This window comes from Hymenobacter sp. J193 (genome assembly GCF_024700075.1).
Taxonomy (GTDB): Bacteria; Bacteroidota; Bacteroidia; order Cytophagales; family Hymenobacteraceae; genus Hymenobacter.
The window spans coordinates 835,295-854,865 of record NZ_JAJONE010000001.1; the positions used below are offsets into that span (position 1 = coordinate 835,295).

Consider the following 19,571-nt stretch of genomic DNA (forward strand, 5'->3'; position numbering starts at 1 on the left):
CTTTTTGCTGTGTGGTGGTTTCGTGAAGTACCTGAATGCGTCCACACTGTCATGCAGAGCGCAATGAAGCATCTGGCTAGGTTTGGAATGAATCCACAGCTTCATCAGCCGAGATACTTCGCTACGCTCTGCATGACCAAGCATTAACCCCCTTTACTTTCCCAGTAGGAGCTTGAGGTAGAAGCCGGGCTGGCGCAGCCGCTCCCGTAGATCCAGGTCCAGGAACATATTGCTGATGGTTTCGGCCAGGGTGGGGTTGCTGGCAGCGCGGTTGGCCACAAAGTTGAACAGCCACGGGTACTGCAGCAGCCGCTGCATGGCCCGGCTCAGGCGCAGCTCCTGCCAGAGGCGGTGGTACACGGCTTCATCGTAGCCTTTCAGAAAGCCGGCAGAAACGTCGTCCGCCGCCAGTGCCCGGGCGGCCCAGTCGGCGGCGTGGCGGCCCGATACCATAGCGTGACTGATGCCTTCGCCGCTGAACGGGTCAATCAGGGAGCCGGCGTCGCCGAGCAGCAGGTAGCCAGAGCCGGAAAGCGAGCGGCGCTTGGAGCCCAGCGGCAGCCCGAAGCCGCGCACCGGCCCCAGGCGCTCGGCCGTAGCAAACCGGTCTTTCAGGGCCGGATGCGTGGCCAGGATTTCGTCCAGCCGCTCGCGCAGCTTCACTTTCTTCTTCGACACGGCTTCGGTGAGCATGCCCACGCCCACGTTGGCCTGCCCGTTGGGCAGCGGAAACACCCATAGGTAGCCCGGCAGAAACTCCTTGATGAAATGCAGCTCGATGAAGTTGTCGGGGTGCAGGCCCTGCACGCCCTGGTAGTAGGCGCGCAGGCCGGCGCAATGGTGAGCCGGCTCCAGCTGGTGGCCGCCAATCTGCCGCGCAAACGCCGACTGCGCGCCATTAGCTACCAGCAGCAGCCGCGTAGTAGCCAGCACGGTACCATCGGCCGAAAGCAGGCGCCAACGGCCATCGGGCAGCTGCTCGTGGCGGGCTACGTCGGTGTTTTCGTGCAGCTCAATGAGCGGCTGCCGGCGCACCTGCTCCACCAGAAAGTTGTCGAAGTCGATGCGCTTGCTGATGTGGCCGGCGGGCCGGTCGGTGGCCGGGTTATAGCGCGGCTTGAAAGGCACGGCCAGGCGGCGGCCATTAGGGGCGTAAAAGTCGATGCCCCAGCTGGGGAGCTGCGCGGGCTCGGCGGCCAGCTGGGCAGGCAGGGCTTCATCAATCCGGCGCAGCTCACTTAGCACTTTGCCGCTAAGCGCGTCGCCGCACACTTTGTCGCGCGGGAAAGTGGCTCGGTCGAGCAGCAGGCAGCGGTGCCCGGCCCGGGCCAGGTGCAGGGCTGCCGTAGTGCCGCCGGGCCCCGCGCCTAGTATACAAATGTCAACGTCGCTCATACCAGAAATTGCTGCCGGCGAAGGTACAGGGTTTCGGCGGCCGGCAGTTCGCGGGTTTATCGGGCTGCCATCGTCAAAAGAAGGCAGCTATTTGCGCGCAGTAGCCGTACAAGGCCCAACCCCTTCATTTCCTGCGAATAGACTTTACGCTTACATAGGATGCAGACTTTTTTACGCCGCCTGGGCCTGGCTGCAGGCTTGCTGGCCCTGGCCACCCAGTGCGCCACCACCACCGAAACGGAAAACCCCAACAGCCGCTCCATACCCACCACAGCGGCTCCCGTAACCCCGGCGCCGGCCCCGGCGGCCGATGCTGCCGTGGCCCCCACCACTCCGGTACCGGAGGCTACAGCCCCCACGGCAACCGCAACAGCCCCGGCCGCTCCCGCCGAAAAACGCCTTACTCCCGCTGAGTACAAGGCCCAGGTGAAATCGGCGGATATCCGGCTGAAAACCATGCCGAAGGATGCCAAAGCCTTGCTGCGCCGCGCCAAAGCCCACAGTCAGCTGAAAAACTACACGCTGGCCCTGGCTGATTACAATGCCGTGGTTAAGCTGGAGCCTGCCAACGCTGAGGCCTACTTCAACCGGGGCCTCACCCGCCTGCGCCTCGATCAGTACACGCCCGCCATTGCCGACTTCTCCAAGTCCCTGCGCTACAACCCCAACGATAAGGAAGCCTTTTTCAGCCGGGGCGTGGCCCGCCTGCAGATGGCCAACTACCGCGGCGCCATTCCCGACTTCACCCGTGCCTTGGCCGTTGACTCGCTCTACGCCGATGCCTACGAATACCGCGGCATCAGCTACGCCTCGCTCTACAAGCCCAAGGAAGCTCGCCGCGACCTGGAAAAAGCGGTGAAGCTGAACCCGGCGGCCGTGAAAAGCCTGCGCAAGTACGCCAAAGACTAACCCAAGGGCCTTTTGCCGGGGCGGGGAGTTGGCGCGTTCCCGCGCTTCGGCTACCTTCGCTCCATGACAAAAACGCTCGAAGGAAAAGTGGCCCTCATAACGGGCGCTTCCAAAGGAATCGGCCGCGCTATTGCGGTGCATTTTGCCCAGCTGGGCGCGCAGGTAGCTTTCACCTACCTCTCCAGCGTGGAGAAGGGCCAGCAGCTGGAAACGGAGCTGAGTGCCCACGGCACCAAGGTGAAAGGTTTCCGCTCCGACGCCTCCGACTACGCCCAGGCCGAAAAGCTGGTGGAAGACGTAGTGGCGGAGTTTGGCAAACTGGATATTCTGGTAAATAACGCGGGTATCACCCAAGACGGGCTGCTCATGCGCATGAGCGAGCAGCAGTGGGACCAGGTGCTGGCCGTAAACCTGAAATCGGTATTCAACCTCACCAAAGCCGCTACCAAGCCCATGATGCGCGCCAAAGCCGGCTCCATCGTGAACATGACCTCGGTGGTAGGCATCAAGGGCAATGCGGGCCAGAGCAACTACGCCGCTTCCAAGGCTGGTATCATCGGCTTCACCAAGTCGGTGGCGCTGGAGCTGGGCTCCCGCAACATCCGCTGCAACGCCATTGCGCCGGGCTTTATTGAAACGGAAATGACCGATGCCCTCGACCCCAAGCAGGTAGATGAGTGGCGCAAGGCTATTCCGCTGCGTCGCGGCGGCACCCCCGAGGACGTAGCCAAAGCCACCGCCTTCCTGGCCTCCGACGACAGCAGCTACATCAGCGGCCAAGTGCTGCAGGTGGACGGTGGCATGCTCACCTAGGAGCATCAACCGAAACAAACTACATTAAAAGCGAAGAGGAGAAGAGCGGTGCTGCTAGAGGCACCGCTCTTCCCCTCTTCGCTTTTATGCTTCTAAAACGCCCCCTTTAGTGCGTTATCTGAATACGCTCTGACTGCACGTTCTTGCCGCTGCCAGACCGCAGCGTGTAGAGGCCCGCCGGCAGCTTGCGCACATCCAGAACCGCTTTGCCCCGGTTGCTGGATTGCGCTTTCACTTTGTGCCCGAGGCTGTCGTAGAGCTCGGCACTGAAGGGCGCGGCGCTGGCTCCCTCATCCCCGGAAGTAACCGTCAGCTCGGAGCTCACTGGGTTGGGCGACACGCTGTACCGGTAGCCATACGGCGAGCTGGGCGCATAAAAGGCGTAGCGGCCTACTATAGGGCAAGGTGAATTGAGGGCGGTGGCCGTAATCTGGGTGCCTTGCCCGGGCTTCAGGATGAAATGAATGCTTGAGCTCGTCGTGTTGGTTATGTGGATGGCCGGATTATCCAGGGTGATGCTATACCTGTAGGAAGGATTGGTAACAAACACGCTCACGTCGGCCCCTTGCGCGTTGGTAATACCCAAGGACTGATAGGTATTGAGCGAAACGGGGCTGCCGTAGCCCGGGGAGTAGCCGCAGTTGAAATACCCCGTGGGCGCCGGCGTGGCAAAGTTTACCTGGTAGTTATTGGACACCGTACCGCAACCGCTCAGCGTGAGCGTAAAGCTGCCCCCGCTTGAGTTGCTGGCGCCCTGCAAGGTGAAGAAAGAAGAAGTAAGCGGATTGGCCTGCTGCAGAGACAGGCCGTTGCTGATGTTGGAAAGGGTATAGGTATACGCCGGGTTGAAGTTCATAATCTGATAGGTAATCGTCTTCGAGCAGGTGTTGTTGCTCGTTGGGTAAGCTATCAGCTGAGCCGGCTGCACCGTCACCGTTACCGAACTGGTGCGCACCGTGGCCGGCGACGTAGGCAGCGTGACGGTGAGCGTATACGTGGTAGTGGTGGTGGGCTGCACGGTTATCTGCGGGCTGTTGGGAAATTCCACGTCACTCCCCGCCAGGCTCCAGGTATAGGTAGCCTCCGGAATCCGGCAACCCGAGCCAATGGTCACGGGTGAGTAAGGACAAGTGGTTTTGCCGGGGCCCGCCGTAGCAATTTCGTAGATGCCTACGGCATCAATGAAATGATAGGACAGCGGCCGGGGCCCGCTGGGGGAAGACATGGGCGTGGACTGCTGAAAGTTGCCGATGTTCACGTAGTAATCTACCAGCCCCGAGGTGGTAGCCGGCGGCGTAATCAGGCCGTTGATGCGCGTCCACTGGGTGCTGCTCACCGGCGCGCTACTGTGAATGCTCAGATTGGCGGGCGCAGTGGCGTAATACAGCCTGGGCGTGTACCCCGAGGAGTTGGGCGCCACGGTGTAGGCGTCGTTGCGCGGTGAAGTGGGCGTGAGCTGCATTCCCACGTGCGTAGCCGTGTTCGACTTGCGGCTCAGGGCCACCTGCATGGTGGCATAGTACTCTTTGCCGGCCTGTAGCTGCACTTTCTGCGTGACGTACTCCAGGTAGGTCTGCGTACCATACACGCCGGTATTGTATGTGTACAAACCGATGGCTCCGTTGTTGGCCGTAGGCGCTGGGTTATAGTTGTAGGGCGTAAACTGCGGTAAGCCCGACCCATCAACGGTTAGCGGGTTCGTCTCGGTGCCGTTCGGGGCGTTGGTCGCGTAGTAATCGGGGGTGGTGTAGTTGGTGGCTTCCCAGCTAGCCAGTTCATTGGCACTTCCAATACTGCTTTTCACGTTGCTGATGAAGCCAGCTGGCGTAGTAAGCTGCGTGTCGAAGTCCCCGTTGGTGATGCTGTTGCAGGGCGCCTGCGCCATTACACCCAGCGGAATCCCTGCCAACAGTAGGCCGAGGGGTAATGCATGCGTAATCGAAGTCTTCATAAATAAGTTGGTATGAGATTATAAGGGGCGTGCGAAGGTATCCACGCACGGTTATCAATCATCAAGAAGTAATAAAAAATAATTTTTATACCATACTGGATTGTACTTCACGTTAATTATCTGTCCTGACTATTTGTGCAGCATCGGGCGCACGCAGTTGTACCTTGCCAATCAGCCGACCGGCTCTGTTGCTCTAGCCAGTACCGATCAGTAGCTGATATCTCCCTCGTATGCGACGCGTTTTCGGTGTTTTATTGTTTCTGGGGCTGGTTGCCTTGTTCCTGGTTGTATTTCCGCGCTGGAAGCAGCGCCCGGGGTATTTCGGGCGGGAGCGGCGGGCTGAACTAACCACGCTATTTATCTCGCTGAAGCTGAACGAAGGAGACCTAATCTTCCACACGTCGCAGTCGGCACAGAGCCGGGCTATTCAGCTGGCCACTCACTCCCCGTACAGCCACTGCGGTATGCTGTTTCGGCAGGGCGGCGAGTGGCAGGTGCTGGAGGCCGTGCAGCCGGTGGGCGTCACGCCCATGGAAAAGTGGATTACGCGCGGCAAGGGCGGGCACTTCGTGGTGAAGCGCCTGCGCGACGCCGAGCAGGTACTCACGCCCGCGGCCCTGCGCCGTCTCAAACGCGCCGGCCAGCAGTACCGCGGCAAAAACTACGACCTGTACTTCGGCTGGTCGGATGAGCGGATATACTGCTCCGAGCTGCTCTGGAAGATGTACCAGCAGGCCACCGGCCGCGAAATCGGGAAGCTTCAGCACCTGCGCGACTTCGACCTCTCCCACCCTGCCGTGCAAGCCAAAATGCGCGAGCGGTACGGCCGCCGGCTGCCGCTGGATGAGCGGGTGATTTCGCCGGTGCAGATGCTGGAAAGCCCGGAGCTGGTGACGGTGGTGGAGCGGTGAGGAAGCTCAATAGTTTGGCGGAAAGCATTGAGGACCCATTGCTCCTCCACCATACTCAAGCACTAACTCCTCTGTTTGAATTAGGTATGTACAGCTACGAGCATATTGTTCGCGCAGGCTATCTGGAATGGGTTTCTTAAATACGTTAAAAGAATATATACCCATTCCACTTCTCTTAAATCCCAAGATTGCCGGCTCTCCATTTTGGATCGAGATACAATCGGCTGCCTCTAGTTTCTCCTGAAGCTTATCAAGCATAGGTTCACTCCAACCTAAGCTGGAAACTATGCTATCTATTTTGGCTGGTTCGTGATTCCAAGCATGGGTATAAGTTGGGTTTTTACTCGGCCCAGCTTTTACCACTATTCGACTAATAGCCTCATCTTCGAATTCAATTTCGACTTCTTTTCCTATAGGCACTATCGATGTGTAAAAGCCAATTGCACCTTGGATAGCCTCATGGTGCTCAGAATAGCTAGTAATCAAATCCTGACGAGTATAGTCCTTATCAAATGAGCCAAAAGCATTTAAAATCATTAGCCAATACACTACATAGCCTATAAAAACTGCTACTATCAGTGAGCTAATTATGATTATGGCTTTTATGTAAGTATTCATTGAGTACAGCTATTTGCTTACCTTCTCATAAGGAAACGGCAAACTAACCCGGATTTCGTGGTCTTTGCCAGCTTGGTTGGTGAAGCGCGCGGCCCGCATCACGCGCAGGGCTTCCTCGTCGCAGCCGCCACCGAGGCTTTTCACCACCGTCACATCCTGGGGTACGCCCTGCCCGTCGATGCGCAGCTCCAGTGTAACGCGCCCCGTAATGTGCTGCTGCCGGGCCGCGGCTGGGTATTGCAGCTGCGCATACAGCGCCTCGTAGCCGCCAACTAGCTCTACCGGCGACTTTTCCTCCTCCGCGGCTGGGCGCGGCGCCACGTACAGGGCCGGCGGATTAGGGTTATGACTGGCCGTGGGCACCTGGTAGGCAATAGACCAGTGCTTAAGGTACTGCTCCAGCGGCTCCAGCCCGATTTTCGCCCGCCGGTTGTTCACGTTGGGCTCGTCTTCGATAGGCTGGAGCTGGTAGTGGCCGTTGACGGCGGGGCCAAGCTGGGAGCCATATAGCTGCTTTTCGCCTCTGGCAACTCTCAGCCGATCAACCAGCAAAGCCAGCGACGACCAGCGCAACTCGCCCTTATCGGCGGCGGCCGTGAGCAGGGGCAGGTACTTTTCGTCGGGGTTGTGCTGAATCACGAGAAAAGTCACCGACTGCTGATACTCCCCCACCAACGATTTGCCGGGGTAGCCATGGACGGTAATCAGGCTGTCGACCTGCCGGATGAGGCGGTTGTCCAGCTTGCCTTGCTGCTGCATGGCGGCCCGCAGCTGCGGCGAGTCGGGGCCGTAAGTGCGGTCAGCCTCGGCGGCTATGCGCCGGTACTGCTGGTCCTGAAAGCCGATTTGCCGGATAAGCGTCAGCAGTGGCTGGTTGAATTGGGCCTCGTAGCGCTGTTGGCGAGTGCGGGCCTGGGCCAGCAGCCGGGGCCAGGCAGCCTGGGCGGTTAGGCCAGCGAAGTCATCTTCTTCCTGCAGCGCTTCGGGAGAATAGTAGCCGGTAGCTATTGCCCGTTTCAGGAGCCGCAGCGCCGCCTGGGAGTTGCCCTGCCGGGCAGCAGTGCGGGCCTGCTGATACAAGGTCGGCGCCGACTCATCGGCGACTATAACAGTAGGTTGGCGGGCGGTGCCGTAGGTGGCCGGGCCGGTCAGGCTCAGGGCAAGCAAAGCGGTAGTCAGATACTGGGGCATAGGAAGAGTTTAGCCGGGCCGGCTTCAATTAAATAACGCCTGGCTAAGTAAGCAATTCTTTTTTGCCTGCTTCTCCGCCTTCATCTTCCTACCTTCGCTCCTGCCTGCGCGACCCGCCGCGCAACCCTGCGGCGCTGCCTGGGGTTCTTGGGGCAGCTGCTATTCCCTTCCGCTGTTGATCTTCTCTGCTTCTCCCTGGTTTCTGTTGGTGTGCCTGCTGGTTGGCGCGGGCTATGCTGCTTTGCTGTACTCGGCCAAGGCCCCCTGGAGCCGGCCGCTGAACTACGCGCTGGCCTTCATCCGCTTTGCGGTGGTGAGCTTTCTGTGCTTTCTGCTGCTCTCGCCCTTTCTCAAAACCACTACTTCCACCACCGAAAAACCCACCGTGGTGCTGGCCGTGGACGACTCGCAGTCGGTAGGGCTGTTTACGCCGGGCGCGGTGCTTTCCCAAACCACCACCGGCCTGCAGCAGCTCACCCAGACCCTCACGGAGCGCGGCTTTCAGGTGGAAACCCGTCCGCTCAGCCAGCCCACCCGCCTCACTCCGCCCGACTCGCTGCGCTTTACAGCTGCAACCTCCAACCTCGACGGGTTGCTCTCCACCGTGAGCGAGGCCTACGAGGGCCGCAACCTGGCCGGCGTGGTACTCGTGTCGGATGGCATTGTAAACCAGGGCCGCTCCCCGGTGTACTCCGAGTACCGCTTCCCGATCTATGCCGTGGGTGTGGGCGACACCCTGCCCAAGAAAGACCTCAGCCTGGCTACACTTACCTACAACCGCGTCGCCTTCAGCGGTAACCGCTTCCCATTAGAAGCTGAAATCGGCTACGAGGGCTTCAGCGGGGCGGCCACGGTGCAGGTGCGCGAAAACGGCCGGGTATTGCAAACCCGCCGCGTGGCGCTGCCCGCCGGCAGCCGCCGCACCAAGACCACCTTTCTGCTCACGGCCCCCGCGCCCGGCAAGCGCCGCTACGAGGTGCTGATCGAGCGGCAGCCCGGCGAGTTTACGCCCCTCAACAACCAGAAAACGGCTTACGTGGACGTGGTGAAGGGCAAGCTGCGGGTACTGCTGGCCGGGGCCGCGCCGCACCCCGACCTGAAAGCCCTGCGCGCCGCCATCCTGCGCAACGACAACTTCGACCTGACGACGTACCTGCCCGGCATTGGCGCCCTGCCCGCGCCTACCTACGACGTGGCCATCTTGCACCAACTGCCGGCCCAGGGCGGGTTGGGCGCCGAGCTGCTGGCCCAGGTGCGCAGCCGCCGCGTGCCGGCCCTGTTCGTGCTGGGGGCGCAGTCGGACCTGGCGGCCTACAACCGCCTGGGCACCGGCCTCACGGTGCAGCCCCGCGGCAGTCAGACCGACGAGGTGACGCCCGTGCCCAACCCGGCGTTTGCCCGCTTCACGTTTGAGGAAGACGCCCTGCGCCGCTTTGCCGAGTACCCGCCCGCGCCGGTGCCATTTGGGCAGTTCAGCTTGAGCGGGGGCGCCGAAGCTGCTTTGCTGCAGCAAGTGGGGCGACTGAAAACCCAGCGGCCGTTACTGGTGTTTGGCGGCATGCCCCAGCAAAAGCATGCTACGTTACTAACCGATGGCAGCTGGCAGTGGCGCCTGCAGGAAGCCGTGGAGCACGACGCCCAGCCCGAGGCCTACGACCGGCTTATCATCCGCACCCTACAGCTGCTTACCCAGAATGCCAACAAAAAGCGCCTCGACGTGTACCCCACGCAGGACAACTTCACTACCCAGGACGACGTGACGCTGGGCGCCGAAACCTACAATGCCGTGTTTGAGCGGGTGTACGGGCAGCCCGTCACGCTTACCCTCACGGATGAGCATAAGCAGACGCGCACCTTCCGCTTTGTGCCTACCGAGGACGGGGCTCCGCTGCACCTCGGTCCGCTGGCCGGGGGCCTCTACCGCTACCAGGCCCGCGCTACCCTGGGCGGCCAGCCTCATCAGGACCAGGGTGAGCTGCTGGTGCAGGAGCAGCAGCTCGAAGCCCTGGACGCCCGCGCCGACCACAACCTGCTCTACCAGCTGGCCCGCCGCAGCGGCTCCCACCTTTACTATCCCCAGCAGCTAACCCGACTGGGGCAGGATATTCTGAAGGCAAACTACAAACCCGTCATCTACGAGCAGGAAGATCTGAAGGAGCTCATCAACCTGAAGTGGCTGTTTTTCCTGCTGCTGGCTTTGGTCACGGCCGAATGGGCGGCGCGCAAGTATTCCGGCGGGATATAGCGGCGGGATGGTTAGACTGTCATGCAGCGCTTGTCGAAGCATCTCTACCGCTTTATTGTGGTAGTAACTCAACGAAGCGGTAGAGATGCTTCGACAAGCGCTGCATGACGGTTCAAGTGCCACTTTCCCTATCGAGTTGATCTATCACTTGGTACCTTTGCACCATGCGCTACGTCCTGCTCAACAAACCCTACGAAGTCCTCACGCAGTTTACCGACGAAACCGGCCGGCAAACGCTCAAGGATTTCGTGCAGATTCCCAACATCTACCCCGTCGGCCGCCTCGACTTCGACTCCGAGGGCCTCGTACTGCTTACCGACGACAAGCAGCTACAGCACCGTTTGTCGGAGCCGCGCTTTAAGGTGCCAAAAACCTACTGGGCGCAGGTAGAAGGTGTGCCCACCGAGGCCGCCCTGGAAAACCTGCGGCGCGGTGTAGACCTGAAAACCGGCTACTCCTCCCCTGCCGAGGTGGAGCTGCTGCCCGAGGCACCGGAGCTTTGGGAACGAAGCAAGCCGGTGCGCTTCCGGGCCAATATTCCCACCAGCTGGGTGCAGATTCGCATTTCCCAGGGCATGAACCGGCAGGTGCGCAAGATGACGGCAGCCGTCGGCTTTCCCACTTTGCGCCTGGTACGCGTCAGCATTGCCGACCTGCGGGTGGAGCAGCTGCAGCCCGGTCAGTGGCGCGAGCTGACTATCGCCGAGGTGCAGGCCCTGCGCGAGGACATGGCGGCCCAAACGGTGGCGGCCGGCACCTTCAAAACGCCCGGCAAAGGCGCCGAATTCTGGCCCGGCGGCGTACCGCCCTCCGCCAAGGCCTTAAAAGCTGTAGGGCAAAAATCCGCCCGCACTCCCGTCGCTGGCGGCGGTAAGAATGCCGCGGCCAGCGGCCAGCGCAAAGCCACCGGCAAGCCACCCCAAGGTGGCGCTGGTACCCGGCCCGGCGCCGGACCGAAGTCGGGGCCGGGCCGGCCGGCTGGTAAGCGCGGCCGGTAAGATGCGGCGGCGCAACGTTTGGCTGCTGACGGCCCTGCTGGCTTTTCTGGGGCTGAATGCGGTGGCGTTTTTTCATGCGTGGCGCTTCACGCATTTCTCCCTGGCAGCCGGGCCGCGCACCGGCCACCCGGAGCGGCTGACGGGCTGGCGCAAGCTGGGCGTGCTGCTCACGGGTGTATCCAACCCCAAGCCGGTTAACCGAAGTAAGCCAGCCTTCCTCTACCAAACTGTATTGCTGCGTAGCCCCAACGGCCGCCTGGAAACCTGGTACGCGCCGGTGAAGAATGCGCGGGGCACGGTGGCGCTGTTTCATGGCTACACCAGCAGCAAAGCCGCGCAGCTCATCGAGGCGGCCTATTTCCGCCAGCTGGGCTACTCCGTTCTGCTTACCGACTTTGCGGGCAACGGCGGCTCCGAGGGCAACCGGTGCACCGTGGGTTACCGGGAGGCCGAGGACGTGCGCACCGTATTCCAGTGGCTGCAGCATCAGCAATCCGGGCAGCGTATCGTGCTCTACGGTGTGAGCATGGGCGCCGAGGCCATTCTGCGGGCCGAGAGTGAGCTGGGCGTTCGGCCTGCCGCCAACCTCGTGGAGTGTCCCTATGGCAGCATGCTTCAGACGGCCCGCAACCGGTTTGCCGCGCTGCGGGTGCCGGACTTCCCGTTGGCCAACCTGCTGGTATTCTGGGGAGGTGTACAGAATGGCTTCTGGGCGTTTGATCTGGATGCCAAGGAGTTTGCGTCCCGCATCAGCACGGCTACCCTGCTCATGTGGGGCGAGGCCGACCCGCGTGTTACCCGCGCCGAAACCGACGCCATCTTCCAAAACCTGCGCGGCCCCAAGCAGCGCCAGGATTTCGCCGGTTCCGGTCACGAGCCGTACTGGCGCAAGCACCCAGCGCTCTGGCAGCAGCGGATTCGGGAGTTCCTTCTGGACCAATAGTATTATTCCTATTATCACAGAGCATACAACTCCTGCCGGCACAGGCAGCGGCTGTACGTGCGCTGGCTTTGTATATCCGGCATGTACTACCTGAAAATTCTTCGTTTTTCTTAACAAAAACGGTTTTTCACGCTGATACCCGCAGCCAAAGCTTCTTTTCTTTTCAGAACTGCCAGCAAAAAGTTCTGCTGACAGATTGGTTATTTCTGAAAAAACGGTTACTTGCCACTACGCAACATTACCGTAACATGGAAGTAGAAACTGTAAAATACCCAGCTATCCGCAATTATGTGGGAGGCCGTTTTGTAGATGACAGCCCGGCCTCTTCGCTTGATGTGTATAGTCCGCTTACCGGAGCCGTCATTTCGTCGGTGCCCTTGAGTACGGCGGCGGCCCTCGACGCTGCTGTGCAGGCCGCGCAGGCCGCTTACCCGGCGTGGTCGGCTACGCCCATCAAGGAGCGGGTGCAGATTTTCTACCGTTACAAGACCCTGCTGGAGCGCGACATGAAGGCGCTGGCCGACCTCGTGCGCGAGGAAAACGGCAAAACCTACGATGAGGCCCGCGCCGAAGTAGAAAAAGCCATTGAGCTGACCGAGTTTGCCTGCTCCATGCCCCAGCTGATTCAGGGCGAGTTTCTGGAAGTGAGCAAGGGTGTGGAAGCCCGCGTGGAGCGCAAGCCCCTGGGCGTAGTGGCCAGCATTGCCCCCTTCAACTTCCCCAATATGGTACCTCACTGGACCATCCCAAACGCGCTGGTGCTGGGCAACACCATGATTCTGAAACCCTCGGAAGTGGTGCCGCTGAGTGCGGGCCGCATTGCCGAACTGCTCAAGGAAGCCGGCCTGCCTGATGGGGTGCTCAACATCGTACACGGCGACCGGGAAATTGTGGAAGCCATCTGCGACCATCCGGCTATTCAGGCCGTGTCGTTTGTAGGCTCTACCAAAATTGCCAAAGTCGTCTATATCCGGGCTACCAGCAACCTCAAGCGCTGCGTGGCCCTGGGCGGGGCCAAAAACCACCTGATGGTGCTGCCCGACGCTCATCCCGACATGACGGCTTCCAACGTGGCCGCTTCCATGTCGGGCTGCGCGGGGCAGCGCTGCATGGCCGGCTCCACCATGGTGGGCGTGGGCGCAGTAGACGACATCGTGGCCAAGATTGTGGAGGAAGCCCGCAAGATTGTACCCGGCCAGAACCTGGGCTCCGTCATCAGCAAAGAGGCCAAAACACGCATTGAGCAGCACATTAGCGAGGCCGAAGCTGCCGGCGCCAAGGTCCTGCTCGACGGCCGCAATGCCCGCGTGGAAGGCCACGAAGACGGCTATTACGTGGGTGCCACGGTGGTCGACTACGTGACGCCCGACATGCGCATTGCCCAGGAGGAAGTGTTCGGGCCGGTGCTGGCCATCATGCGCACCAACACCCTGGACGAGGCCCTAGCCATTGAAAACGCCAACCCCTACGGTAACGCCGCTGCCGTATTTACCAGCAGCGGCAGCTCAGCCCGCTACGTGATGGACCACGCCAACGCCGGCATGATTGGCGTGAACATCGGCGTGCCCGTGCCCCGGGAACCATTCTCCTTCGGCGGCTGGAATGAGTCGAAGTTCGGGGCCTGCGACATCACCGGCAAAAGCTCCATCGAGTTCTGGACCCAGCTCAAGAAAACCACCACCAGCTGGAACCCCGAGTCGCGGGTGAACTGGATGAGCTAGACCGCATGTGGCTAGTTCGTCCAAAAATTATTGGCACGCTGAAGATTCAGAGGATGATGGCGGGAAACCTTGCGGTTGTTAACCACATCAAGAATTCCCCGAATAAGATAATCATCTAGTGCACTTCTGTTGAGCACGGCGAAGAAATTATTGCCAAGATAAAGGCTGCGCCTGCTGGCGAAAGAATAAGCCTTTAGGAGTTACTCCCAAAGGCCATTTTGCTCATTGCAATTGGATTGAAAACGGAAGAATATCATCAGCACGCGAGATGCCTCGGCTTCGCTCGGCATGACGTCTTTCTAAATACCAGACCCACCATGGAAACCACCTTCGACACCGATAAGCACCAGATTCTGCAGGATAACCTCGACCATACGCTCTTTTCCTGGTCGAAGCAGGCGGGGCTGAGCCCCATCAGCGCCGAGCGGGCCGAAGGCGTGTATCTATGGGACCGGGATGGCAAGCGCTACATCGACTTCTCGTCGCAGCTGATGAACGTGAACATCGGCCACGGCGACCAGCGCGTGACCGAAGCCGTAGCGGCCCAGATGCGGGAGCTGAGCTACGTGTACCCCGGCATGATTACTAAGGCCCGCGGCGACCTTGGCCGCAAGCTGGCGGAAATCACCCCGACTAACCTGACCAAAGCCTTCTTCACCCTGGGCGGAGCCGAGGCCATTGAAAACGCCATCAAGCTGGCCCGCGTGTACACGGGGCGCCACAAGATTGTGACGCTGTACCAGTCGTTTCACGGGGCTTCGTACGGGGCCATCAGCGCCGGCGGCGACCCGCGCAAGTTCGCCGTCGATTCCCAGGCCATGCCGGGCGTGGTGCACGTCGAAAACCCGTATTTCTACCGCTGTCCTTGGTACAGCAGCACGCCGGAAGAGTGCGCCGAGCGCGCCGCCGCGGCCATGGAGCGCATCATTCAGTATGAAAACCCGGGCAGCGTGGCCGCCATCATTCTGGAAGGCGAGTCGGGCACTTCGGGCTGCATCAAGTATCCACCGACTTATTGGGAGCGGGTGCGCGCCATCTGCGACAAATACGGCATCCTGCTGGTGGCCGATGAGGTAATGAGCGGCTTCGGCCGCACCGGCAAGTGGTTTGGCTCCGACCACCACGGCGTGAAAGTGGATTTGATGTGCATGGCCAAAGGCATTACCGCCGGCTATCTGCCCCTGGGCGCGGTGATGGTGGATGAAGCCATTGCCAAGTCGTTCGATGACAAGCCCCTGCCCCTGGGCCTCACCTACTCGGCGCACCCCGTTTCCTGCGCCGCCGCTGTAGCCGTCCTCGACATCTACGAGCAAGATAACCTGCTCGAAAATACTGTCACGCTGGGCAAGCACCTCGACGCGCGTATGTGCGACCTGATGGGCCAGCACCCTAGCATCGGCGACTGGCGCAATACGGGTTTGTTCGGCTGCATTGAGTTGGTGAAAAACCGCCAGACCAAAGAGCCCATGGCGCCCTGGAATGCCGCCCCCGCGCAGATGGAAATCATGAACAAGGTGGCAGCTAAAATCAAGGAACTGGGCATGTACACCTTCGTGCGCTGGAACTACATTTTCGTAGCGCCTCCACTCAGCATCACCAAGGAGGAATTGGACGAAGGGCTGGACATCATCTCCCAAGCCATTGCCGTGGCCGACGAGTACGTGCAGTAGCAAGAACTGCCACTGGCACACCGGCAGCCCACCCTGCTCCTGGTACCGCACTCAATTCATGTACGTAGTTGTCCGTTAAGGCTTTTTCTGCGAAAGCCTGGTGCTGCTTATTTGCTTTTCCGCAGCCGAAGCGGTACATTTTCCTTTTAAACATCTTCCTCTTTCCTCGTTCCGCATGGCGTCTTTGCTCATCAAGAATGGTCGCGTGATAACCGCTGATTCCGACGCCGTATGCGACGTGCTGATTGAGGGCGAAACCATCGTGGCCATCGGCAAAAACCTGCCCGTGCAGGCCGATGAAACACTTGATGCCACGGGCAAGCTGGTGATGCCCGGCGGCATCGACCCGCACGTGCACCTGGATATGCCTTTCATGGGCACCTTCAGCTCCGACACACACGAAACCGGCACCCGCGCGGCCCTGCACGGCGGCACTACTACGGTTATTGATTTCGTGCTGCAGAAGCAGGGCCACAGTCTGCGCGAGGCCCTAACCGAATGGCAAAGCCGGGCCACCGGCACGGCCGTGGGCGACTACTCGTTCCACATGGCCGTAACGGACTTTAACCCCAGCACTAAGGAGGAAATCAAGGACATGGTGGCCGAGGGCATCACGTCCTTCAAGACCTTTATGGCCTACAAGGGCGCGCTCATGATTGACGACGCGCAGATGGTGGGCCTGATGCAGGAGGTGAAGAAGCACGGAGGCCTCGTCACGGCCCACGCCACCAACGGCGACATGATTGACACGCTTATTGCCCAGCACCGGGCCGCGGGCAAGCTCACGCCGCGCTACCACTACCTTTCCCAGCCCGAAGTAACCGAGTCGGAAGCCTCGGGCCGCTTTGCCGATATTGCCAACTACACCGGCGTGAATGCCTACATCGTGCACCTTACCTGCGAGGGCGCGCTCAACCAAGTGCGCCGCGCCACCGAGCGCAACCAGCGCGTGTTCGTGGAAACCTGCATTCAGTATCTGCTGCTGGATGCCTCGCTCTACGGCGACGATTTTGAGGGTGCTAAGTGGGTGATGTCGCCGCCGCTGCGGGAGAAAAAGGACCAGGCCACGCTCTGGGCCGGCATCAACCAGGGGCTGGTGCAGGTAGTAGGCACCGACCACTGCCCCTTCATGCTGGAGCAGAAGAAGATGGGCGCCGACGACTTCTCGAAGATTCCGAACGGGCACCCGGCCATTGAGCACCGCATGGAGCTGCTGTTTTCCGAGGGCGTGATGAAGGGCCGCATCAGCCCGCAGAAGTTCGTGGAAGTAACCAGCACCAACGCGGCCAAAATCTTCGGCATGTTTCCGCGCAAAGGCACCATCAGCATCGGCGCCGACGCCGACCTCATCCTCATCGACCCCCGAAAAAAGCACACCATCTCGGCCGAAACCCACCACATGAACTGCGACTACTCCGGCTACGAAGGCTGGGAGCTGACCGGAAAAAATCGACACGGTGCTGCTACGCGGCCAGGTAGCCGTAGATGCCGGCGAAACGAAAGTCGGCCGTGGCTACGGGCAGTTCATCAAGCGCGGAAAAACGGGGTTCTAGCATCCGATTTCACGCCGGGTACCGCAAGTGTTAAAGCGCAGTGTCGCGCAGAAAACACCGCGAAACCCTGCGTGAAACACTCCGGAACCCTGCGAGAAATTTATAGCAGATACAAGCAACCCGAAACCCCACACAAATGCCCAGAATTGTTAAATCCGGCCTGATTCAGATGAGCTTGCCGATGACGGAAGGCGAAGGCAGCATCGAGGAAATCAAGGAGGCCATGGTGCAGAAGCACATTCCGCTGATTGAGGAAGCCGGCCGCCAGGGCGTTCAGATCCTCTGTCTGCAGGAAATCTTCAATACGCCCTACTTCTGCCCTGGCCAGGACAAAGCCTGGTACGCCTCCGCCGAGTCGGTGCCCGGCCCCACCACGGACCGGATGGCCGAGTACGCTAGGAAGTACAACATGGTCATCATCGTGCCGGTGTACGAGCGGGAATCGGCCGGTTTCCTCTACAACACCGCCGCCGTCATCGACGCCGATGGCACCTACCTGGGCAAGTACCGCAAAAACCACATTCCCCACACCTCCGGCTTCTGGGAGAAGTTCTTCTTCAAGCCCGGCAACATGGGCTACCCCGTGTTCCAGACCAAGTACGCCAAAGTAGGCGTGTACATCTGCTACGACCGGCACTTCCCCGACGGGGCCCGCGTGCTGGGTCTAAATGGCGCCGAAATCGTGTACAATCCTTCGGCCACGGTAGCCGGCCTCTCGCAGTACCTCTGGAAGCTGGAGCAGCCGGCTCACGCCGCCGCCAACGGCTACTTCATGGGCTGCATCAACCGCGTGGGCGAAGAGAAGCCCTGGAACCTGGGCCGCTTCTACGGCACCTCCTACTTCGTGGACCCGCGCGGCCAGATCATTGCCGAGGCCGACGAGTACAAAGACGAGCTGCTGGTCGCCGAATTCGACCTCGACATGATTGACGAAGTGCGCGCTACCTGGCAGTTCTTCCGCGACCGGCGCCCCGAAACCTACGAGAAACTGGTAGAGCTCTAAGCTACTGCGCGGCACCTGCCCTTAGCCATCCTGAGCGGAGTGAAAAGCCTTATCACCTACCCAACTTGCTGTGGCCCCCCTACCGGCTCACTGGCGTAAGGTTTTTTGCTCTGCTCAGCCGTTGGCTGCCGTGTTTCCTCTTCTTTCTTCTGCATTTCACGCCGCTTATGGCCGAATACGCTACCCCCACTACCGAGCAGGAATTTGCCGGGAACTTTGCCCAGCTCAAGCCGCTGATGAGCAACTCTGAGGCCCTGCTGGAAAGCTCGCGCTGCCTGTTTTGCTTTGATGCGCCTTGCATCAAGGCGTGTCCTTCCGGCATCGATATTCCGCTGTTTATCCGGCAGATCAACTCCGGTAATGCCACCGGCGCAGCTCGCACTATTTACGAGGCGAATTACTTCGGCAATGCCTGCGGAAAGGTGTGCCCTACGGAGGTGCTCTGCGAGGGTTCCTGCGTGTACACGGCTACCGGGGCCAAGCCCATTGAAATCGGGCGGCTGCAGAGCCACGCCACGCGCCAGGTGATGGACCAGGGCAAGCACTTATTTCAGCCGGGCGCGGCTACCGGATTTCGGGTAGCTGTTATCGGCGCGGGACCGGCGGGTATTTCCTGCGCCTGCGAGTTGCGCAAGCTGGGCCACGAGGTAGACGTGTTTGAGGCCCGCAGCCAGCCCTCCGGCCTCACGCTGTACGGCGTAGCTCCCTACAAAATCACCAACGAGGAAACCCTGGCCGAAATGGCGTACCTGGAAGCGCAGTTCGGCTTTCAAGTGCACTACAACCACGCCATCAGCACCCGCCCCGACCTGGAAAAGCTGGAAAAAGAGTACTCGGCCATCTTCCTGGGTATCGGGCTGGGCCACACGTCGGCGCTGGGGTTGCCGGGCGAGGAGCGGGAAAACTGCGTGGGCGCGGTGGAGTTCATCGAGCAGCTGCGCATCCGGCAAGAGCAAACTGCCGTGGGCCGCAAGGTGATTGTGCTGGGCGGCGGCAACACTGCCATGGACGCCGCTTCGGAGTCGGCACGGCTGGGCGCGGAGCGGGTGGTGCTGGCGTACCGGCGCGGCAAGGAGGAAATGGGGGCTTACGAGTTCGAGTACGACCTGGCCAAAGGCGTGGGCGTGCAGGGGCTTTTCAACGTGGCCCCGCTGGAAATCGTGGGCAACGGCAAGGTGGAAGGCGTGAAGTTCGTGCGCACCGCCACGCTCAACGGGCAGGTGCAAACTGTCCCTGGCTCGGAGTTCGTGGAGGCCTGCGACATGGTAATTAAGGCCACCGGCCAAGCCAAGCAAACCAGCTTCCTCGGCCTCATTCCGGAGCTGCAAGTGGACGGCAAAGGGCGCATCGTGTTCAACCCCAATACCGGCCAGACCACCAACCCGCGCTACTTCGCCGCCGGCGACGCGGCCAACGGCGGCGCCGAAGTAGTAAACGCCGCCGCCGACGGCAAAGCCGCAGCCCACGGCATCCACGGTTTTTTAACTAAAAGCTAGAAAACCAGCTCCCCTCCTTATTTGAAGGAGGGGTGGCCGCAGGCCGGGGTGGTAAGCTAGAACTAGAAAACCACCGCCCGAACGACCAACTAGCGTTAATCTTCTAACTCTAGCCTGACCACCCCGCCCTCCGGGCACCCCTCCTTGAAAAAAG

15 protein-coding genes are annotated in these 19,571 nt (G+C 60.5%); 11 read left to right on the forward strand and 4 right to left on the reverse strand.

The window, feature by feature from the left end:
* Positions 1-153: 153 nt before the first annotated feature.
* Positions 154-1,395, reverse strand: a complete 1,242-nt coding sequence (locus tag LRS06_RS03565; RefSeq protein WP_257870213.1) for a geranylgeranyl reductase family protein — start codon at positions 1,393-1,395, stop codon at positions 154-156.
* Between the two features lie 159 nt (positions 1,396-1,554).
* Between LRS06_RS03565 and LRS06_RS03570 the strand changes: the two genes are divergently transcribed.
* Complete coding sequence (locus LRS06_RS03570; RefSeq protein ID WP_257870214.1) at positions 1,555-2,304, forward strand: tetratricopeptide repeat protein; 750 nt, start codon at positions 1,555-1,557, stop codon at positions 2,302-2,304.
* A gap of 63 nt (positions 2,305-2,367) precedes the next feature.
* Entirely contained in the window at positions 2,368-3,117 is a 750-nt protein-coding gene (fabG, locus tag LRS06_RS03575; RefSeq protein WP_257870215.1) for a 3-oxoacyl-[acyl-carrier-protein] reductase, read from the forward strand.
* Positions 3,118-3,223: 106 nt separating this feature from the next.
* Here the strand turns inward: fabG and LRS06_RS03580 are convergent, their stop codons facing one another.
* A complete protein-coding gene (locus LRS06_RS03580) occupies positions 3,224-5,068 on the reverse strand; it encodes a T9SS type A sorting domain-containing protein (RefSeq protein WP_257870216.1) in 1,845 nt (614 codons plus the stop codon).
* A 230-nt stretch (positions 5,069-5,298) separates the two neighbouring features.
* Between LRS06_RS03580 and LRS06_RS03585 the strand changes: the two genes are divergently transcribed.
* On the forward strand, positions 5,299-5,979 hold the full coding sequence (locus LRS06_RS03585; RefSeq protein ID WP_257870217.1) for a YiiX family permuted papain-like enzyme: 681 nt from the start codon (positions 5,299-5,301) through the stop codon (positions 5,977-5,979).
* Positions 5,980-5,985: 6 nt separating this feature from the next.
* Here the strand turns inward: LRS06_RS03585 and LRS06_RS03590 are convergent, their stop codons facing one another.
* Entirely contained in the window at positions 5,986-6,597 is a 612-nt protein-coding gene (locus LRS06_RS03590; protein ID WP_257870218.1) for a hypothetical protein, read from the reverse strand.
* A 9-nt stretch (positions 6,598-6,606) separates the two neighbouring features.
* The gene (locus LRS06_RS03595) at positions 6,607-7,788 is read right to left on the reverse strand and encodes a TonB family protein (RefSeq protein WP_257870219.1); all 1,182 of its coding nucleotides are present in this window, start codon (positions 7,786-7,788) and stop codon (positions 6,607-6,609) included.
* Between the two features lie 175 nt (positions 7,789-7,963).
* Here LRS06_RS03595 and LRS06_RS03600 point away from each other — a divergent pair, with 175 nt between their 5' ends.
* The 8 genes from LRS06_RS03600 (at position 7,964) to LRS06_RS03635 (ending at position 19,417) form a co-directional block, all read left to right on the forward strand.
* Complete coding sequence (locus LRS06_RS03600; RefSeq protein ID WP_257870220.1) at positions 7,964-10,033, forward strand: VWA domain-containing protein; 2,070 nt, start codon at positions 7,964-7,966, stop codon at positions 10,031-10,033.
* A 164-nt stretch (positions 10,034-10,197) separates the two neighbouring features.
* Positions 10,198-11,031 carry a pseudouridine synthase gene (locus tag LRS06_RS03605; protein ID WP_257870221.1) on the forward strand — a complete coding sequence of 278 codons (834 nt, stop codon included), beginning with the start codon at positions 10,198-10,200 and terminating at the stop codon, positions 11,029-11,031.
* Complete coding sequence (locus tag LRS06_RS03610) at positions 10,958-11,974, forward strand: alpha/beta hydrolase (RefSeq protein ID WP_257870222.1); 1,017 nt, start codon at positions 10,958-10,960, stop codon at positions 11,972-11,974. The genes LRS06_RS03605 and LRS06_RS03610 overlap by 74 nt, the downstream gene beginning before the upstream one ends.
* A gap of 248 nt (positions 11,975-12,222) precedes the next feature.
* A complete protein-coding gene (locus LRS06_RS03615) occupies positions 12,223-13,695 on the forward strand; it encodes a CoA-acylating methylmalonate-semialdehyde dehydrogenase (RefSeq protein WP_257870223.1) in 1,473 nt (490 codons plus the stop codon).
* 317 nt (positions 13,696-14,012) lie between these two features.
* On the forward strand, positions 14,013-15,365 hold the full coding sequence (locus tag LRS06_RS03620; protein ID WP_257870224.1) for an aminotransferase class III-fold pyridoxal phosphate-dependent enzyme: 1,353 nt from the start codon (positions 14,013-14,015) through the stop codon (positions 15,363-15,365).
* 175 nt (positions 15,366-15,540) lie between these two features.
* A complete protein-coding gene (gene hydA, locus LRS06_RS03625; protein WP_257870225.1) occupies positions 15,541-17,082 on the forward strand; it encodes a dihydropyrimidinase in 1,542 nt (513 codons plus the stop codon).
* On the forward strand, positions 17,055-17,921 hold the full coding sequence (locus LRS06_RS03630) for a nitrilase-related carbon-nitrogen hydrolase (protein ID WP_257870226.1): 867 nt from the start codon (positions 17,055-17,057) through the stop codon (positions 17,919-17,921). Before hydA ends, LRS06_RS03630 begins: the two co-directional genes overlap by 28 nt.
* Positions 17,922-18,088: 167 nt before the next feature.
* Positions 18,089-19,417 (forward strand): FAD-dependent oxidoreductase, encoded by a 1,329-nt coding sequence (locus LRS06_RS03635; RefSeq protein WP_257870227.1) that lies wholly within the window; start codon positions 18,089-18,091, stop codon positions 19,415-19,417.
* The last annotated feature ends 154 nt before the right edge of the window (positions 19,418-19,571 follow it).